16 protein-coding genes and 1 tRNA gene are annotated in these 17,111 nt (G+C 73.0%); 14 read left to right on the top strand and 3 right to left on the bottom strand.

Annotated features, from left to right (window positions below; genetic code table 11):
- Nucleotides 1-170 precede the first annotated feature (170 nt).
- Together ACZ4U4_RS28880 and ACZ4U4_RS28885 are read right to left on the bottom strand one after the other, a co-directional pair.
- Nucleotides 171-1,040, bottom strand: coding sequence for an SCO6745 family protein (locus tag ACZ4U4_RS28880; RefSeq protein WP_467880246.1), 870 nt, complete (start codon nucleotides 1,038-1,040; stop codon nucleotides 171-173).
- A gap of 73 nt (nucleotides 1,041-1,113) precedes the next feature.
- Nucleotides 1,114-1,881: an enoyl-CoA hydratase/isomerase family protein gene (locus ACZ4U4_RS28885; RefSeq protein ID WP_467880249.1), complete on the bottom strand. Its 768-nt coding sequence runs from the start codon at nucleotides 1,879-1,881 to the stop codon at nucleotides 1,114-1,116.
- A 53-nt stretch (nucleotides 1,882-1,934) separates the two neighbouring features.
- Here ACZ4U4_RS28885 and ACZ4U4_RS28890 point away from each other — a divergent pair, with 53 nt between their 5' ends.
- The 4 genes from ACZ4U4_RS28890 (at nucleotide 1,935) to ACZ4U4_RS28905 (ending at nucleotide 5,199) form a co-directional block, all read left to right on the top strand.
- Nucleotides 1,935-3,578 (top strand): ABC-F family ATP-binding cassette domain-containing protein, encoded by a 1,644-nt coding sequence (locus ACZ4U4_RS28890; protein ID WP_467880252.1) that lies wholly within the window; start codon nucleotides 1,935-1,937, stop codon nucleotides 3,576-3,578.
- Between the two features lie 73 nt (nucleotides 3,579-3,651).
- Nucleotides 3,652-3,725 (top strand) — tRNA-Met (locus tag ACZ4U4_RS28895).
- Between the two features lie 129 nt (nucleotides 3,726-3,854).
- Nucleotides 3,855-4,550, top strand: a complete 696-nt coding sequence (locus ACZ4U4_RS28900) for an HdeD family acid-resistance protein (protein ID WP_467880255.1) — start codon at nucleotides 3,855-3,857, stop codon at nucleotides 4,548-4,550.
- Between the two features lie 94 nt (nucleotides 4,551-4,644).
- The gene (locus ACZ4U4_RS28905; protein WP_467880258.1) at nucleotides 4,645-5,199 is read left to right on the top strand and encodes an ATP-binding protein; all 555 of its coding nucleotides are present in this window, start codon (nucleotides 4,645-4,647) and stop codon (nucleotides 5,197-5,199) included.
- On the opposite strand, the gene idi is transcribed toward ACZ4U4_RS28905, so the two are convergent.
- The gene (gene idi, locus ACZ4U4_RS28910) at nucleotides 5,132-5,743 is read right to left on the bottom strand and encodes an isopentenyl-diphosphate Delta-isomerase (protein WP_467880261.1); all 612 of its coding nucleotides are present in this window, start codon (nucleotides 5,741-5,743) and stop codon (nucleotides 5,132-5,134) included. The two genes, ACZ4U4_RS28905 and idi, sit on opposite strands and share 68 nt — an antisense overlap.
- A 525-nt stretch (nucleotides 5,744-6,268) precedes the next feature.
- Between idi and ACZ4U4_RS28915 the strand changes: the two genes are divergently transcribed.
- The 10 genes from ACZ4U4_RS28915 to hpnE all read left to right on the top strand — a co-directional run bounded on the left by ACZ4U4_RS28915 (nucleotide 6,269) and on the right by hpnE (nucleotide 17,100).
- The gene (locus ACZ4U4_RS28915; RefSeq protein ID WP_467880336.1) at nucleotides 6,269-8,092 is read left to right on the top strand and encodes a DUF5941 domain-containing protein; all 1,824 of its coding nucleotides are present in this window, start codon (nucleotides 6,269-6,271) and stop codon (nucleotides 8,090-8,092) included.
- The gene (locus ACZ4U4_RS28920) at nucleotides 8,089-8,826 is read left to right on the top strand and encodes a phosphocholine cytidylyltransferase family protein (protein ID WP_467880264.1); all 738 of its coding nucleotides are present in this window, start codon (nucleotides 8,089-8,091) and stop codon (nucleotides 8,824-8,826) included. The genes ACZ4U4_RS28915 and ACZ4U4_RS28920 overlap by 4 nt, the downstream gene beginning before the upstream one ends.
- Nucleotides 8,814-9,875: an iron-containing alcohol dehydrogenase family protein gene (locus tag ACZ4U4_RS28925; RefSeq protein WP_467880267.1), complete on the top strand. Its 1,062-nt coding sequence runs from the start codon at nucleotides 8,814-8,816 to the stop codon at nucleotides 9,873-9,875. Before ACZ4U4_RS28920 ends, ACZ4U4_RS28925 begins: the two co-directional genes overlap by 13 nt.
- Complete coding sequence (locus ACZ4U4_RS28930) at nucleotides 9,853-10,632, top strand: CDP-alcohol phosphatidyltransferase family protein (RefSeq protein ID WP_467880270.1); 780 nt, start codon at nucleotides 9,853-9,855, stop codon at nucleotides 10,630-10,632. Before ACZ4U4_RS28925 ends, ACZ4U4_RS28930 begins: the two co-directional genes overlap by 23 nt.
- 17 nt (nucleotides 10,633-10,649) lie before the next feature.
- A complete protein-coding gene (locus ACZ4U4_RS28935; RefSeq protein ID WP_467880339.1) occupies nucleotides 10,650-11,531 on the top strand; it encodes a glycosyltransferase family 2 protein in 882 nt (293 codons plus the stop codon).
- 79 nt (nucleotides 11,532-11,610) lie between these two features.
- Nucleotides 11,611-12,549, top strand: coding sequence for an ABC transporter permease (locus ACZ4U4_RS28940; protein WP_467880273.1), 939 nt, complete (start codon nucleotides 11,611-11,613; stop codon nucleotides 12,547-12,549).
- Nucleotides 12,542-13,345: an ABC transporter ATP-binding protein gene (locus ACZ4U4_RS28945; protein ID WP_345076554.1), complete on the top strand. Its 804-nt coding sequence runs from the start codon at nucleotides 12,542-12,544 to the stop codon at nucleotides 13,343-13,345. The genes ACZ4U4_RS28940 and ACZ4U4_RS28945 overlap by 8 nt, the downstream gene beginning before the upstream one ends.
- Nucleotides 13,346-13,701: 356 nt before the next feature.
- Nucleotides 13,702-14,628 (top strand): squalene synthase HpnC, encoded by a 927-nt coding sequence (hpnC, locus tag ACZ4U4_RS28950; RefSeq protein WP_467880277.1) that lies wholly within the window; start codon nucleotides 13,702-13,704, stop codon nucleotides 14,626-14,628.
- Nucleotides 14,625-15,572 carry a presqualene diphosphate synthase HpnD gene (gene hpnD, locus ACZ4U4_RS28955; RefSeq protein WP_467880280.1) on the top strand — a complete coding sequence of 316 codons (948 nt, stop codon included), beginning with the start codon at nucleotides 14,625-14,627 and terminating at the stop codon, nucleotides 15,570-15,572. Before hpnC ends, hpnD begins: the two co-directional genes overlap by 4 nt.
- A gap of 109 nt (nucleotides 15,573-15,681) precedes the next feature.
- Nucleotides 15,682-17,100 carry a hydroxysqualene dehydroxylase HpnE gene (hpnE, locus tag ACZ4U4_RS28960; RefSeq protein ID WP_467880282.1) on the top strand — a complete coding sequence of 473 codons (1,419 nt, stop codon included), beginning with the start codon at nucleotides 15,682-15,684 and terminating at the stop codon, nucleotides 17,098-17,100.
- Nucleotides 17,101-17,111 lie beyond the last annotated feature (11 nt).

The raw sequence follows: 17,111 nt of genomic DNA on the forward strand, positions 1-17,111 counted from the left end.
CCAGACCCGCCTTCCAGCGCTCGCTTGAGCCTGCATTGTGCAGGTTCGGCGGTCGCGGTGTCGCACCGCCCGGCCGCGAGCGCCGGGTTGTGAGAAGGCGCACGCCCGCCCGGCGTCCCGTACGGGAACGGCGGACGGGCGTGGGGCCCGGGGCAGCGGCTTACCGGGGTTTACCGGCCGAACAGCTCCGCCGGGAACGCGCCCGCCGCCATCGCGGCCTGCGTGAACGCCCCGCCCAGCTCGGTGAGGCGCGCCACGCCCTCGGCGCCGAGGTGCTCGTACGGCGCCCGGTCCAGCCGGTCGGTGGTGTCCTCCAGCTCCTCGCGCAGCCGTATCCCGGCCTCGGTCAACTCGCCGTCGGCGTCCAGCAGTCCGCGCCCGCGCAGCCGCTCCTGCGCGGCGGACCACTCCTGCTCGGACCAGCCGCGGGTGAGCATGATGCCCAGATAGCTCATGCCGCGGCCGCTGGCGTTGTGGGTGACCAGCGCCTCCACGCCGTCCAGCCCGGCGTCGGCCAGCGCGATCAGATGGGAGTCGCCGCGGTGTTCGCGCAGCAGTGTCGCGGCGTGCCAGTACGCCAGGTGCGGGGCGTCGGGCACCGGCAGATCGGCGTGGGAGGCGAACAGCGGGCGGGCGCCGCGGCTGCCGCCCTCGGCGGCGTGCAGCGCCAGCTTCGCGGCCTCGGCCATCTCCGGCGACGCCAGCACCTCCTCGCCGAGCAGCCGCCGCAGCGTGGCGTCGACCGCCCGCAGCCGCGCCGCGAGGGCGGCCTCGGGGGTGACGAGGTCCCAGACGGCGGGGACGTGCCGGGCGACCAGGGTGTGGTGGAAGTTGTAGAACGTCGCGGTGACCGTGCCGGGGCCGACCGCTCCCATGGCGGCGGAGCGGACGGCGAAGTACCTGGCGCTGCGGCCCTCGACCCCGAGCTTCGCCAACTCGTCGCCGAGGTCGGGGGAGAAGTAGTGCGCCGAGTGGAACGGGTTGACGACGTTGTGGCAGTGGCGTCCGGCGCGCGGGTCCGGCATGGTCGCAGAGGTCATGCCCGGCAGGTTACCGACCCGTTGGTATGGCGGGAAGGGCGGTGAGAGGCGGGCCCGGACCCGCCCCCACCGCTCAGCCCACCGGCCCGAACGTCGGCTTCCGCCGCTCCAGGAACGCCGTGGCGCCCTCCGCCGTGTCGCCGCTCGCCTGCGCCCGCGCCGCCCAGTGCGCGGCCCGGCGGACGGCCTCCTCCGGCGGGACGTCCCACGCGCCGTCGGCCAGCTCCTTCGCCGCCGCCTGCGTCATCGGCGACCGGCTCGCCAGCACCGCGGTGAACTCCGCGACCCGCGCGTCCAGCCCGCCCACCGGGCACACCTCGTCGACCAGACCGGTCCGCAGCGCCCGCGCACAGTCGATCAACTCGCCCGAGAAGAGCAGATACTTGGCGGCCGAGAGCCCCACCAGCCGCACCAGCCGCCGGGTGCCTGACGCCGGATAGACCACGCCCAGCTTGGCCGGCGTCACCCCGAACGCCGCGCCCTCCTCGGCGAACCGCAGATCGCAGGCGGTCGCCAGCTGCGCGCCGCCGCCCACGCAGTGCCCCCGTATCGCCGCCAGCGTCGGCCGGGGGAACGCGGCCACCGCCTCCTCCGCCGCGACCGCCAACTGCTGCGCCTCGCCCGCGCCCGCGCGCAGCGAGGCGATGTCCGCCCCGGCGCAGAACGTGCCGCCCGCGCCCGTCAGCACCAGTGACCGCACCGCGCCGTCCGCGGCCAGCCGCGCCAGCAGCGGGGGCAGCTCCCGCCACATCTGCGGCGTCATCGCGTTGCGCTTGGCGGGGTTGCGGAGGACGACGGTCGCTGTGCCGTCGCTGACATGCGTGTCCAGGCCCGGTTCCATGCCCGGATATTAGAGCGACCGCCGGTCGCCGGGCCGCTACGATCGACGGTCTGATGTCAGCCACTCTCGTCGCCAAGGACCTCACCGCCGGCCACGGTGAACGCGTCCTCTTCTCCGGCCTGGATCTGGTCGTCGCCCCCGGCGAGGTGATCGGACTCGTGGGCGCCAACGGCGCGGGCAAGTCGACGCTGCTGCGCCTGCTCGCCGGTCTGGACACCCCGGAGCAGGGCACGCTCGCCCTCAGCCCGCCCACCGCCACCGTCGGCCACCTCCCGCAGGAGCCCGACCGCCGCCCCGGCGAGTCGGTCCGCGCCTTCCTCGCCCGCCGCACCGGCGTCGCCCGCGCCCAGGCCGACCTCGACGCCACCACCCAGGCGCTGGTCGACGAACGCCCCGGCGCCGACGACGCCTACGCCACCGCGCTGGAGCGCTGGCTCGCCCTCGGCGCCGCCGACCTCGACGAACGCGCCGAGGAGACCTGCGCCCAGCTGGGCCTGACCACCGGCCTCGACCACCCGATGACCGCCCTCTCCGGCGGCCAGGCCGCCCGCGCCTCCCTCGCCTCGCTCCTCCTCTCCCGCTACGACGTCTTCCTCCTCGACGAGCCCACCAACGACCTCGACCTCGACGGACTGCGCCGCCTGGAGGAGTTCGTCTCCGGTCTGCGCGCCGGCACGGTCCTGGTCAGCCACGACCGCGAGTTCCTGACCCGCACCGTCACCTCCGTCGTCGAACTGGACCTCGCCCAGCAGCAGGTCAACACCTACGGCGGCGGCTACACCTCGTATCTGGAGGAGCGCGAGCGGGCCCGGCGCCACGCCCGTGAGGAGTACGAGGAGTACGCCGACACCAAGGCGTCGCTGGAGGCCCGGGCGCACACCCAGCGCAACTGGATGGCGAAGGGCGTCCGCAACGCCCGCCGCAAGGCCCCCGACAACGACAAGATCGCCCGCAAGGGCCGGGTGGAGGCCACCGAGAAGCAGGCGGCCAAGGCGAAGCAGACCCAGCGCCTGATCGACCGGCTCGACGTCGTCGAGGAGCCGCGCAAGGAGTGGGAGCTGCGGATGGAGATCGCCGCCGCGCCCCGCGCCGGGGCCGTCGTCGCCACCCTCCGCGGCGCCGAGGCGCAGCGCGGCGCCTTCCGCTTCGGCCCGGTGGACCTCCAGATCGACTGGGGCGACCGCGTCGCGATCACCGGCCCCAACGGCTCCGGCAAGTCGACGCTGCTCGCCGCCCTCCTCGGCCGCCTGCCGCTGGCCGCGGGCGCGGCGGCGCTCGGCCCCGGCGTGGTGGTCGGCGAGGTCGACCAGGCCCGCGGCCTCTTCCTCGGCGACGCCCCGCTGATGGACGCCTTCCGCGCCGCCGTCCCGGAGATGGCCCCCGCCGACGTACGGACCCTGCTGGCGAAGTTCGGGCTGAAGGCGGCGCATGTGCTGCGCCCGGCGCACACCCTCTCGCCGGGGGAGCGGACCCGCGCCGCCCTCGCCCTCCTCCAGGGCCGTGGCGTCAACCTCCTCGTCCTGGACGAGCCGACCAACCACCTCGATCTGCCGGCCATCGAGCAGCTGGAGTCCGCGCTCGCGTCGTACGGTGGCACGCTGCTGCTGGTCACGCACGACCGGCGGATGCTGGACGCGGTGCACACCACCCGCCGGATCGAGGTCGACGCCGGGACGGTCACCGACCGGGCGGTGTGACGCGGTGCCCGGGGCGGGCTCCGGGCACCGATTTGGCCCTGCGTCGGGCGGCCCGTATGGTGGGACGAACCGACGCGGGGTGGAGCAGCTCGGTAGCTCGCTGGGCTCATAACCCAGAGGTCGCAGGTTCAAATCCTGTCCCCGCTACTCACAGGCGAAGGCCCGGTGCGCAAAGCACCGGGCCTTCGCCGTTTCCGTATGCCACCGCCCGTTCGCGCTGCCTCCTCCAGCGAAACGCGGTATACACGGACGAATCAGGCATTTCGAGGAGGCGGCATGATCCGCAGATCCGCTCGTGACCGTACGTCCGAGCAGCGGCACACCGACGCACTGGGCCGCGGCTTCGGCCGGCTGATGGCGCTCGGCGTCGTCCTCGTCGTCGCGGGCGCGGTGGGCCTGGTGTACGCCGGGGTCGCCACCCTCACCTCGATGCTGCTCTTCGGCTGGCTGCTGCTGGTCGGCGGCGCGGTGGGGCTGCTGCACGCCCTCCAGTCGCGGGGGACGAGCTTCGTGTGGCTGGCGGTCATCGTCGCGGCGCTGAACCTCGCCGCCGGTGTCGTGGTGATCGTCCGGCCCGATGTGGCCGCGGCGGCGCTGACCATGTTCGCCGCACTGCTCTTCCTGACCGGCGGCGTCTTCCGGCTGGTCGGCGGGGTGGTGGTACGCGGGCCGCAGTTCGGCTGGACGCTGGTGCAGGGCGCCTTCGACCTCCTGCTGGGCATCCTGGTGCTCGCCAACTGGCCGCACAGCAGCCGCTACGTCCTGGGCATCTTCATCTCCCTCGCGCTGCTCTTCGACGGGCTTGGCCTCTTCGCGATGGGGTTCGGCGGCCGCCGGATCGTCGGCATGGTCGAGGAGGGCCGGCACGACGGGCCGGATCAGGGCGTAACGAATGGCTCGGAACGATCGTCCGCCGCGCCCTGGAGCTCCCTGACGAAACGGCAGAAGCGACAGGACCGGTCATCCGAGTAAGGAAAACTCACCGAATCGGTCGGGAAGCGTCGATTGATGCTGACTTACGTTCAGTGGGCCGGACCGGACCGGCCCCGGTCCCCACACTCGACCTGTGAGGACCCCTCCCGGACCACCCGCCGAATCCCCCGAGGAACTGACCGCGCCGCCCGCCTGCCACGGCACCTGGCGCCTCACCGCACCGCTCGAAACGGCATCGGTACCCCGGACCCGGCACGCCGTCCGGGACCTGCTCACCGAACGGCGGGTGCCCCTCGCCCCCGCCGTCCTCGACGGTCTGCTGCTGATCGTCTCCGAACTCGTCACCAACGCCGTGCGGCACGCCGCCCGCTTCTCCCCGGAGCTCGCCGTCCACCTCGACCTCGGCCACGGACGGCTCCGCCTCGCCGTCGCCGACCTGCACCCCTACTGCCCGAAGGCGCTCGAAGCCGACGCGGGTGACCTCGGCGGGCGGGGGCTGTGGCTGGTCAAGACCGTCACCGCGGAGGCCGGGGGCGCCTGCGGCGTCGCCCCGACCCCCGGCGGCGGCAAGATCATCTGGGTGGAGCTCCCGCTGGCGGCCCGGCCGGCCGCCGCACCGCCTACCAGCCCGCCGAGGAGCCCGTCAGCTCCCGCACCGCCGGACGCGCCGCATCCAGCACGGTCATGAACCACGCCGAGAACGGACCCTCGGCGTGCCGCTTCTCCAGCTCCTGCGGCGTCACGAACGCGATCTCGCCGATCTCCGCCGGATCCGGCGCCGGCGTCTGGCGCACCAGGCCGACGAAGAGGTGGTTGTACTCCTGCTCCACCAGGCCGGAGGCCGGATCCGGGTGGTTGTAGCGCACCGTGCCCGCCTCGGCCAGCAGCGACGGCGCCAGCCCCAGCTCCTCGGCGGTGCGCCGCGCGGCCGCCGCGAACGGCTGCTCGCCCGGGTACGGATGGCCGCAGCAGGTGTTGGACCAGACACCGGGGGAGTGGTACTTCCCCAGCGCCCGGCGCTGCAGCAGCAGCCGGCCCTGCTCGTCGAAGAGGAAGACCGAGAACGCGCGGTGCAGCTGACCGGGGGCCTGATGGGCGGCGAGCTTCTCCGCGGTGCCGATCGTCGTGCCGTCCTCGTCGACCAGCTCCAGCATGATCGGCCCGGCGGCGCCGTCCGGCGCGTTCACCGCCGCGTGCTCGGCGGTCTGTCCGTTGGCAGGTGTGATCGGCATGCCCATCCTTGTCGTCGGTCTTCGACGCCAAGTCTGCCCCACCGCGCCGTCCGACACGGTTCAGGCGCCGCGCGGTGGTGTGCCGGGCGCCGCGGCACCCGGCGCCTCGCCCGGCTCCGCCCGGCCCGTGAGAAGGTCCACAACACGCGCGCCCCGGCCGGGAACCGGCGTACGCCCCTGACCAGCGCACCTGTGGCTCGGCCCGGGGATGCCGGACACGTCACGGATCAACCCGCACCACCCGTGACCAGCCCCCGCATAACCGGCGTCGAAACGTGCCGCCGACCCGGTCGCCAGTTGTTCCGGCGCCACCCGATCCACCATGATGATCGCGGCAGGCGCAGCGGTCGGTCACCCGATCGTGCGGTGAATCCGCGGTGAACGGCCTCAACCCGCATCCGATAGCCTCTGCCGATGTGCCACCGGCCCCCCAGGGCGAGGTGTGCCGCGCCCACTGCCCGGGTAGTTCGTGCCGAATGCGGACCGGACGGCGCGGCCTTGTCAGCATTCAAGGAGTGAGTTCGTCTGTCGACCGCCATCCTCACCGGTCCGCCGGTCGCCGGGTCGCCGCTCGAAGGCGATCTGCGTGCGCTGGGCTTCGACATCCGTACGGCGCAGGACCCCGCGTCCGCGGCCGAGCTGATCGCCGCGGTCCCCGCCCATGAGCGGATCGCCGTCGTGGACCCCCGCTTCGTCGGCCACCGGCACACCCTGCGCCTCGCGCTCACCGACCCGCGCTTCCCGGCCGCCGCCGTCGAGGGCGCGCTCACCGCGCAGCCCGAGGCCCGCGCCGCGCTGGACCGCGCGGCCGCCCGGATCCCGGTCGGCGCCGGCAGCGCCCACCTCACCGACGTCCTCACCGGCACTTTGACCGACGCCCTGGAGCGCGCCGACATCGGCCTGACGCGCATCGAGCCCGGCAGCCTGGTCGCCGCCGTCCCGCTCACCCCCGCCACCCGCGAGGAGGCCCGGGAGGCGGTCGCCGCGGTCGACGAGGAAGCGGTCCGGCTGCGCAGCGCGGTCAAGTCCCGCGACGGGTTCTTCACCACGCACTGCATCAGCCCGTACTCCCGCTACCTGGCCCGCTGGTGCGCCCGGCGCGGTCTGACCCCGAACCAGGTCACCACCGCCTCGCTGCTCACCGCGCTGATCGCGGCGGGCTGCGCGGCCACCGGCACCCGCGGCGGCTTCGTCGCCGCCGGTGTGCTGCTGCTCCTCTCCTTCGTCCTCGACTGCACCGACGGGCAGCTCGCCCGCTACTCCCTGCAGTACTCGACGATGGGCGCCTGGCTCGACGCCACCTTCGACCGGGCCAAGGAGTACGCCTACTACGCCGGTCTCGCGCTCGGCGCGGCCCGCGGCGGCGATGACGTCTGGGCGCTGGCGCTCGGCGCGATGATCCTCCAGACCTGCCGGCACGTGGTCGACTTCTCGTTCAACGAGGCCCACCACTTCGAAGGGGGGGACACGGCCAACACCAGCCCCACCGCCGCCCTCTCCGACCGGCTCGACAGCGTCGGCTGGACCGTCTGGGCGCGCCGGATGATCGTGCTGCCGATCGGTGAGCGCTGGGCGCTGATCGCCGTGCTCACCGCCTGCACCACGCCCCGCATCGTCTTCTCCGTCCTGCTCATCGGCTGCGCGCTGGCCGCCTGCTACACCACCGCCGGACGCGTACTGCGCTCGCTGACCCGCCGGGCCCGGCGCACCGACCGCGCCGCCCGCGCGCTGGCCGACCTCGCCGACACCGGCGCGCTCGCCGAGCTGATCGCCCGCCCCATGCGCGGCCGCGGCCGCACCGGCTCGTTCCTCGCCCCGGTCATGGCCTTCCTCGCCGCCGCCGTCCTGCTGGTCGCGGTGGTCTTCGAGGACCACCCGGCCTCCTGGCTCACCGTCGGCCTGGCCTGCTGCGCCGCGCTGCTCACCGGCGCCGCCGTGGCCCGCCCGCTCAAGGGCGCCCTGGACTGGCTGGTGCCGCCGTTCCTGCGCGCCGCCGAGTACGTCACGATCCTCGTGCTCGCCGCCCGCAGCGGGGCGCACGGCGCGCTGCCCGCGGCGTTCGGGCTGGTCGCGGCGGTCGCCTACCATCACTACGACGCGGTCTACCGCATCCGCGGCGGCAGCGGCGCACCGCCGCGGTGGCTGGTGCGGGCCGCCGGTGGCAGCGAGGGGCGGATCCTCGTGGTCACCGTCCTCGCCGCTGCGCTGTCCCCCTCCGATTTCCCCCTCGCGCTCGCGGTCCTCGCCGGCGCGCTGGGTCTGCTGGTGCTCGTCGAGAGCATCCGCTTCTGGGTGCGTGCCGCGAAGACCGGCGCACCTGCCGTTCACGATGAAGGAGAACCCGCATGATCGGCCTCGTGCTGGCCGCCGGCGCCGGACGGCGTCTGCGCCCCTACACCGACACCCTGCCCAAGGCTCTGGTGCCGGTTGATGGGGACACGACCATCCTGGACCTGACGCTCGGCAACTTCGCCGAGATCGGCCTGACCGAGGTCGCGATCATCGTCGGCTACAAGAAGGAAGCCGTCTACGAGCGCCAGGCCGCCCTGGAGGCCAAGTACGGCCTCAAGCTGACGCTGATCGACAACGACAAGGCCGAGGAGTGGAACAACGCCTACTCCCTCTGGTGCGGCCGTGACGCCATCAAGCACGACGTGATCCTCGCCAACGGCGACACCGTGCACCCGGTCTCCGTCGAGAAGACGCTGCTCGCCGCCCGCGGCAACGGCCAGAAGATCATCCTCGCGCTGGACACCGTCAAGCAGCTGGCCGACGAGGAGATGAAGGTCGTCGCCGACCCGGCCAAGGGCGTCCAGAAGATCACCAAGCTGATGGACCCGGCCGAGGCGACCGGCGAGTACATCGGCGTCACCCTCATCGAGGGCTCCGCCGCCGACGAGCTGGCCGACGCCCTCAAGACCACCTTCGAGCGCGACCCCGACCTCTACTACGAGGACGGCTACCAGGAGCTGGTCAACCGCGGCTTCCAGGTCGACGTGGCCCCCATCGGCGACGTCAAGTGGGTCGAGATCGACAACCACGACGACCTCGCGAAGGGCCGTGAGATCGCATGCCAGTACTGACCCGCCTCATCCCGTCCCCGGTCGTCGTCGACATCAACGCCGGCGCCCTGGACGACCTGGCGGGTCTCCTGGCCGATCAGCGCATCTCCGCATCCGGGAAGCTCGCGATCGCCATCTCCGGCGGTTCGGGCGCCCGGCTGCGGGAGCGGCTCTCCCCCGCGCTGCCCGGCGCGGACTGGTACGAGGTCGGCGGCGGCACGCTCGACGACGCGATCAAGCTCGGCGACGCCATGAAGAAGGGGCACTACGACGCCGTCGTGGGCCTCGGCGGTGGCAAGATCATCGACTGCGCGAAGTACGCCGCGGCGCGGATCGGCCTGCCGCTGGTCGCCGTCGCGACGAACCTGTCGCACGACGGTCTCTGCTCGCCGGTCGCCACGCTCGACAACGACGCGGGCCGCGGCTCCTACGGGGTGCCGAACCCGATCGCCGTCGTCATCGACCTCGACATCATCCGCGAGGCGCCCGTCCGCTTCGTCCGCTCCGGCATCGGTGACGCCATCTCCAACATCTCCGCGGTCGCGGACTGGGAGCTGGCCCACCAGGAGAACGGCGAGGCGATAGACGGGCTGGCCGCCGCGATGGCGCGCCAGGCCGGTGAGGCCGTGCTGCGCCACCCCGGCGGTGTCGGTGACGACAACTTCCTCCAGGTGCTGGCCGAGGGCCTCGTCCTCACCGGCATCTCGATGTCCGTCGCGGGCGACAGCCGGCCGGCCTCGGGGGCCTGCCACGAGATCAACCACGGCTTCGACATTCTCTTCCCCAAGCGGGCGGCGAGCCACGGCGAGCAGTGCGGCCTCGGCGCCGCCTTCGCCACCCACCTGCGCGGCGACGCGGAGACGTCCGCGCTGATGGTCGAGGTGCTCCAGCGGCACGGCCTGCCGGTCACGCCGGGCGAGATCGGCTTCACGGACGAGGAGTTCGTCCAGGTCGTCGAGTTCGCTCCGAAGACCCGGCCGGGCCGGTACACCATCCTGGAACACCTGGACCTGTCCACCGACGAGATCAGGGACGCATACGCCGACTATGCCAAAACCATCCGTAGCTGAGCTCCGGCCGGTCGTTCACCCTCCGGGCGTGAAGGACCGGCGGAGCGGCGAGCACTGGGCCGGCCGGCTCTACATGCGCGAGGTCTCCCTCCGCATCGACCGGCACCTGGTGAACACGGAGGTCACGCCCAACCAGCTGACCTACGTGATGACCGTCGCCGGCGCCCTCGCCGCCCCGGCCCTGCTGGTGCCGGGCATCTGGGGCGCCGTGCTCGGCGTGGTGATGGTCCAGCTGTATCTCCTGTTCGACTGCGTCGACGGTGAGATCGCCCGCTGGAAGAAGCAGTACTCGATGTCCGGGGTCTACCTGGACCGCGTCGCCGCCTACCTGTGCGACGCCGCGGTCCTGGTCGGCTTCGGCCTGCGCGCCGCCGATCTGTGGGGCACCGGACGCATCGACTGGCTGTGGGCCTTCCTCGGAACCCTCGCCGCCCTCGGCGCGATCCTGATCAAGGCGGAGACGGACCTGGTCGGCGTCGCCCGGCACCAGCAGGGCCTGCCGCCGGTCAAGGAGGCGGCGTCCGAACCGCGCTCCTCCGGCATGGCGCTGGCCCGCAAGGCCGCCGCGGCCCTCAAGTTCCACCGGCTGGTCCTCGGCGTCGAGGCGTCCCTGCTGATCCTGGCCCTCGCGATCGTGGACTCCGTCCGGGGCGATCTGTTCTTCTCGCGGCTCGGCGTCGCGGTGCTCGCCGGTATCGCGCTGCTCCAGACCGTGCTCCACCTCGTGTCCATCCTCGCTTCCAGCAGGCTCAAGTGACGAAGACCCCTCAGAAGATGACGGTCGGCGCGGTGGTCCTCACCATGGGCAACCGCCCCGAGGAACTGCGCGCGCTGCTGGCCTCGGTCGCCGAGCAGGAGGGCGATCCGGTCGAGGTGGTGGTGGTCGGCAACGGCTCACCCCTGCCCGAGCTGGACGTCCCCGGGCTGACGGTGCGCACCGTCGAGCTGCCGGAGAACGTCGGCATCCCGGCGGGCCGCAACGTCGGCATCGAGGCGTTCGGCCCCGGCGGCACCGACGTCGACATCCTGCTCTTCCTCGACGACGACGGGCTGCTGGCCCGGCCGGACACGGCCGAGCTGTGCCGCCAGGCGTTCGCCGCGGACGAGAAGCTGGGCATCATCAGCTTCCGGATCGCCGACCCGGACACCGGGGAGACCCAGCGCCGCCACGTCCCGCGGCTGCGCGCCTCCGACCCGATGCGCTCCTCGCGCGTGACCACCTTCCTCGGCGGCGCCAACGCGGCCCGCACCGCGGTGTTCGCGCAGGTCGGCGGCTTGCCCGACGACTTCTTCTACGCGCACGAGGAGACCGACCTGGCCTGGCGCGCGCTGGACGCGGGCTGGCTGGTCGACTACCGCGCGGACATGCTGCTGCTCCACCCGACGATGGCGCCGAGCCGGCACGCGGTCTACCACCGGATGGTGGCCCGCAACCGCGTCTGGCTGGCCCGGCGCAATCTGCCCGCCCTGCTGGTTCCGGTCTATCTCGGTGTCTGGTTCCTGCTGACGCTGGCCCGGCGCCCTTCCCTGCCGGCGCTGCGCGTCTGGCTGGCGGGCTTCAAGGAGGGCTGGACGACCCCGTGCGGCCCCAGGCGGCCGATGAAGTGGCGTACCGTGTGGCGCCTGACCCGGCTGGGTCGCCCTCCCGTCATCTGACAAGCTCAATATCTGAGAGCATCAGGCGCGAACCGGGGCGTGGCCCCGGCAGCGCACCTTGAGGACGAAAGTGTCAACTGTGAGCGAGACCACGCACGACAGTGCGGTCGCCATGAGTGCCCCGCCATCCCCCGACGACGGGCTCACCCCTGCCCAGCTGGCCCAGAAGTACGGGCTGTCGCAGAGCGGTGCCCGGCCCGGCCTGTTCGAATACGTCCGGCAGCTGTGGGACCGGCGCCACTTCATCGCCGCCTTCTCCAGCGCCAAGCTGACCGCGCAGTACAGCCAGGCGAAGCTGGGCCAGGTCTGGCAGGTGGCGACGCCGCTGCTCAACGCGCTGGTGTACTACTTCATCTTCGGTCTGCTCATGGGCGGCCGGGGCAGCATGACGAACGACGTCTACATCCCGTTCCTGGTGACCGGTGTCTTCGTCTTCACCTTCACCCAGAGCTCGGCGATGGCCGGTGTCCGGGCGATCTCCGGCAACCTCGGGCTGGTGCGCGCGCTGCACTTCCCGCGCGCCTCGCTGCCGATCTCGTTCGCGCTCCAGCAGCTCCAGCAGCTGCTGTTCTCGATGATCGTGCTGGTCATCGTGTTGCTCGGGTTCGGGCACTACCCGTCGCTTTCGTGGCTGCTGGTGTTCCCCACGCTCGTCCTCCAGTACGTCTTCAACACCGGTCTGGCCCTGATCATGGCCCGCGCCGGTGCGAAGACCCCGGACCTGGCGCAGCTGCTGCCGTTCCTCATGCGGACGTGGATGTACGCCTCCGGCGTCATGTACAACCTGACCGAGCAGCTGCGGAACAAGCACGCCGCCGAGTGGCTCATCAACCTCCTGGCGTCGAACCCGGCGTCGGTCTACATCGACCTGATGCGGTACTCGCTGCTGGGTCACGGCTTCAATCACGCCGATCTGCCGCCGCACGTCTGGGCGCTGGCCCTCGGCTGGGCGCTGCTCGTCGGCGCCGCGGGTTTCGTGTACTTCTGGAAGGCTGAGGAGCGTTACGGCCGTGGCTGAGCAGCAGCAGGACACCGGCGCCACCGCGCAGGCGGCCCCGGCCACCCCCACCGTGATCGCCGACGATCTGCACATCGTCTACCGCGTCTACGGCGGCAGCAGCGGCAAGGGCAGCGCCACCGCGGCGCTCAACCGGATCATCCGCCGCAAGCCGGGCGGCAGCGTCCGCGAGGTGCACGCGGTCAAGGGCGTGACCTTCACCGCGTACCGCGGCGAGGCCATCGGGTTGATCGGCTCCAACGGCTCGGGCAAGTCGACGCTGCTGCGGGCCATCGCCGGTCTCCTCCCGGCCGAGCGCGGCAAGGTCTACACCGACGGCCAGCCGTCGCTGCTGGGCGTGAACGCGGCGCTGATGAACGACCTGACCGGCGAGAAGAACGTGGTGCTGGGCGGGCTGGCGATGGGCATGTCCCGCGACCAGGTCCGCGAGCGCTACCAGGGCATCGTCGACTTCTCGGGGATCAACGAGAAGGGCGACTTCATCTCGCTGCCGATGCGCACGTACTCGTCCGGTATGGCGGCCCGGCTGCGGTTCTCGATCGCCGCGGCGAAGGACCACGACGTGCTGATGATCGACGAGGCGCTGGCCACCGGCGACCGCAAGTTCCAAAAGCGCTCCGAGGCCCGTATCCGTGAGCTGCGCAAGGAGGCCGGTACGGTCTTCCTGGTCAGCCACAACAACAAGTCGATCAGGGACACCTGCGACCGGGTGCTGTGGCTGGAGAAGGGCGAGCTGCTGATGGACGGCCCGACCGACGAGGTCATCAAGGCGTACGAGAAGGAGTCGGGCAAGTAGTCCGCCTCCGGCCCGGGCCCCCGCGAGACCGCTCGCGGGGGCCCGACGGCCGTCATGGGCCTGTCAACTCCCGCAGGCGGGAGGGTGTTTGGGCCGGGCGCGGTGCCGCGCCGGGCGGGTCCCCGAGGTGCGGGACCCGGTCATCCGTCGCGAAGATCTACCGCGTAAGCTGTACAGGTACTGATCAGAATAAGTGGTATAAGTCGGGCAATGCTCGCCATTTGTGAGCGCAGAACGGTCCCGTCGGGCGTGGCGTGTCCGAAATGGGATGTTTTGGCTTGGCGGTGTAGAACGGGAGACGTGACGGCAATGGCTACTGGACCGCTCCGGCTCCGAAACGCGCCGGGCAGACTTCGGTGAGCCGAGAAACGGCCCAGGCCCCCGCAGGCCGGCCGGTGGACGATCCCTCGCGCGCCGTCCTCGACCAGGCCGCTCACGAGAACTTCCCGGTCGCGCCCTTCTTCCTGCCCCGCGCCTGGCGCGGCGACCTCATGGCCGTCTACGGCTACGCCCGGCTGGTCGACGACATCGGCGACGGCGACCTCGCCCCCGGCGGCGGCGACGCCGTCCTCCTCGGGCTGGAGCGCGCGCAGGCCGACGACCGCCTCGCGCTGCTCGACGCCCTCGAAGCGGACCTGCACCGCGTCTTCAGCGACCGCGCCCCCGGGCCCCGCCACCCGCTGCTGCGCCGCCTGGGCCCGACCGTCCGCCGCTGCGGGCTGACCCCCGAGCCCTTCCTCGGCCTGATCGAGGCGAACCGCCAGGACCAGCGGATCTCGCGCTATGCGACCACCGCGGACCTCGACGCGTACTGCGAGCTGTCCGCCAACCCCGTCGGCCGCCTAGTCCTCGGCATCACCGGCACCACCAGCCCCGAACGCGTCCGGCGCTCCGACGAGATCTGCACCGCGCTGCAGATCGTCGAACACCTCCAGGACGTCGCCGAGGACCTGGCCCGTGACCGGATCTACCTCCCCGAGGAGAACCGCGAGCGCTTCGGTGTCACCGAGGCCGACCTCGCCGCCCCGCACGCCTCGCCCGCCGTGCGCGCGCTGATCGCCCACGAGGCCGACCGCGCCGCCCGGCTGCTGGACGCCGGAGCCCCGCTGGTGGGCAGCGTCCACGGCCGGCTGCGGCTGCTGCTGGCCGGTTTCGTCGGCGGCGGGCGCGCCGCCCTGCAGGCCGTCGCCGACGCCGGCCACGACGTACTCCCCGGACCGCCCAAGCCGACCAAGCTCAGCCTGCTGCGCGCGGTGGGGGCGACATTGCGAAGAGAGGGGTGAGTCGGACCGTGGAGGAATTCGCACAGCCATCCGCGCCGGTGCTCGCCGCATACCGCTACTGCGAGGCCGTCACCGGGCACCAGGCCCGGAACTTCGCCTACGGCATCCGGCTGCTGCCGGCCGCCAAGCGGCAGGCCATGTCGGCGCTGTACGCCTTCTCCCGCCGCGTCGACGACATCGGCGACGGCGCCCTGGAGCCCGAGGCCAAGCGCGTCCGGCTGGAGAACACCCGGGCGCTGCTGGGCCGGATCAAGGACGGCGAGATCGAGGAGGACGACACCGACCCGGTCGCCGTCGCCCTCGCCGACGCCGCCCGGCGCTTCCCGCTGCCCCTGGTCGGGCTCGACGAGCTGATCGACGGCGTCCTGATGGACGTCCGCGGCGAGACCTACCGCACCTGGGACGAGCTGAAGCTCTACTGCCGCTGCGTCGCCGGAGCCATCGGCCGGCTCTCGCTCGGCGTGTTCGGCACGGTGCCCGGCGCGCCGGACGCCGCCCGCGCCCCCGAGTACGCCGACACCCTCGGCCTCGCGCTGCAGCTCACCAACATCCTGCGCGACGTCCGCGAGGACGCCGCCAACGGCCGCACCTACCTGCCCGCCGAGGACCTCGCGAAGTTCGGCTGCTCGGCCGGGTTCGACGCGCCGGTCCCGCCGCCCGGCGCGGACTTCGCCGGTCTGGTGCACTTCGAGGCCGCCCGCGCCCGCGCGCTCTTCGCCGAGGGCTTCCGGCTGCTGCCGATGCTCGACCGCCGCAGCGGCGCCTGCGTCGCGGCGATGGCCGGGATCTACCACCGGCTGCTGACCCGGATCGCCGACAACCCGGACGCCGTGCTCCGCGGCCGGGTGTCGCTGCCGGGCCGGGAGAAGGCGTTCGTCGCGGTGCGCGGCCTGTCCGGGCTGGACGCCCGCGCGGCGGGCCGCCGCGCCACCGGGAGGCGCTGATGTACGACCGCACCACCGAACGTCCCGGCCGCCCGGCGCGCCCTGCGGCCCCCGGGGCAACCCTCTCGGTGATCATGGCGTCCCTGGGGACGGCGAAGGGGGAGAACACATGACGGCCGGAGCAGGGCGGACCGGCGGCGCGGTGGTGATCGGCGGCGGACTGGCCGGTACGGCGGCCGCGCTGGCGCTCGCCGACGCCGGGGCGCGCGTCACCCTCGTCGAGGGCCGCCCCCGCCTGGGCGGACTGGTCTTCTCCTTCCGCCGCGAGTTCGGCGGCGGCGAGCTGAGTGTCGACAACGGCCAGCACGTCTTCCTGCGCTGCTGCACCGCCTACAGCGCCTTCCTCGAACGGCTCGGCGCCACCGACCTGGTCCCGCTCCAGGACCGGATGGACGTGCCCGTCCTCGACGCCGACCGGATGCGTCTGGGCCGGCTGCGGCGCACCGCGCTGCCCGTCCCGCTGCACCTCGCGGGCAGCCTCGCCCGTTACCCGCACCTGACCGCCGCCGACCGCGCCTCGGTGGTCCGCGCCACCCTCGCGCTCAAGGGCCTCGACCTCGACGACCCGGTGCTCGACGCGGTCGACTTCGGCAGCTGGCTGCGGCGCCACGGCCAGTCGGCCCGCGCCATCGAGGCGCTGTGGGACCTCGTCGGCGTCGCCACCCTCAACGCCCCCGCCGGCGCCGCCTCCCTCGGACTCGCCGCCAAGGTCTTCAAGACCGGGCTGCTCTCCGCGCCCGGCGCCGCCGACATCGGCTGGGCCAGGGTCCCGCTCGGCGACGTCCACGACACCCTCTCCCGCACCGCCCTGGAGAAGGCCGGCGTCCGCGTCCTGCTGCGCACCCGCGCCACCGGCCTCACCCGGACGGAGTCCGGCTGGCGGGTCACCGTCGCCGACGGGCCGGACACCGGCGACGCGCTCGACGCCGACACCGTCGTCACGGCCCTCCCGCAGCGCGAGACCCACGCCCTGCTCCCCGCGGGCACCCTCGACGACCAGGACCGGCTGCTCGACATCGATACCGCGCCGATCCTCAACCTCCACGTCGTCTACGACCGCAAGGTGCTGCGCCGCCCGTTCTTCACCGCGATCGGCTCGCCGGTCCAGTGGGTCTTCGACCGCACCGACACCTCCGGCCTGGCCGCCCTCCCCGAGGGCGCGGGCTGCCAGTATCTGGCGGTGTCCCAGTCGGCCGCGCAGGAGGAGATCGGGCAGCCGGTCGCCAAGCTGCGCGCCCGCTACCTCCCGGAGCTGGAGCGGCTGCTGCCCGCGGCGCGCGGCGCCCGCGTCCGCGACTTCTTCGTCACCCGCGAACGCACCGCGACGTTCGCCCCCACCCCGGGCGTCGGCAGGCTCCGCCCCGCCGCCCGCACCCGTACCCCCGGCCTGTACCTGGCCGGCGCGTGGACCGCCACCGGGTGGCCCGCAACCATGGAAGGCGCGGTGCGCAGCGGTCATGAGGCCGCGCGTCACGCGCTCACCGAACTCGGCTTCCCCCGGGGCCGGCTGCCCCGGGAGGCAGCATGACAACGGGCACC

This window comes from Streptomyces sp. NPDC029159, assembly GCF_055564055.1.

Excerpts from the sequence above, each read along its gene's own strand:
- ACZ4U4_RS28925 (WP_467880267.1), top strand. The coding sequence starts at position 8,814 with ATGCCAGTACTGACCCGCCTCATCCCGTCCCCGGTCGTCGTCGACATC.
- ACZ4U4_RS28930 (WP_467880270.1), top strand. The coding sequence starts at position 9,853 with ATGCCAAAACCATCCGTAGCTGAGCTCCGGCCGGTCGTTCACCCTCCG.
- ACZ4U4_RS28880 (WP_467880246.1), bottom strand. The coding sequence starts at position 1,040 with ATGACCTCTGCGACCATGCCGGACCCGCGCGCCGGACGCCACTGCCAC.
- ACZ4U4_RS28890 (WP_467880252.1), top strand. The coding sequence starts at position 1,935 with ATGTCAGCCACTCTCGTCGCCAAGGACCTCACCGCCGGCCACGGTGAA.
- ACZ4U4_RS28920 (WP_467880264.1), top strand. The coding sequence starts at position 8,089 with ATGATCGGCCTCGTGCTGGCCGCCGGCGCCGGACGGCGTCTGCGCCCC.
- ACZ4U4_RS28900 (WP_467880255.1), top strand. The coding sequence starts at position 3,855 with ATGATCCGCAGATCCGCTCGTGACCGTACGTCCGAGCAGCGGCACACC.
- idi (WP_467880261.1), bottom strand. The coding sequence starts at position 5,743 with ATGCCGATCACACCTGCCAACGGACAGACCGCCGAGCACGCGGCGGTG.
- hpnE (WP_467880282.1), top strand. The coding sequence starts at position 15,682 with ATGACGGCCGGAGCAGGGCGGACCGGCGGCGCGGTGGTGATCGGCGGC.
- ACZ4U4_RS28935 (WP_467880339.1), top strand. The coding sequence starts at position 10,650 with ATGACGGTCGGCGCGGTGGTCCTCACCATGGGCAACCGCCCCGAGGAA.
- ACZ4U4_RS28885 (WP_467880249.1), bottom strand. The coding sequence starts at position 1,881 with ATGGAACCGGGCCTGGACACGCATGTCAGCGACGGCACAGCGACCGTC.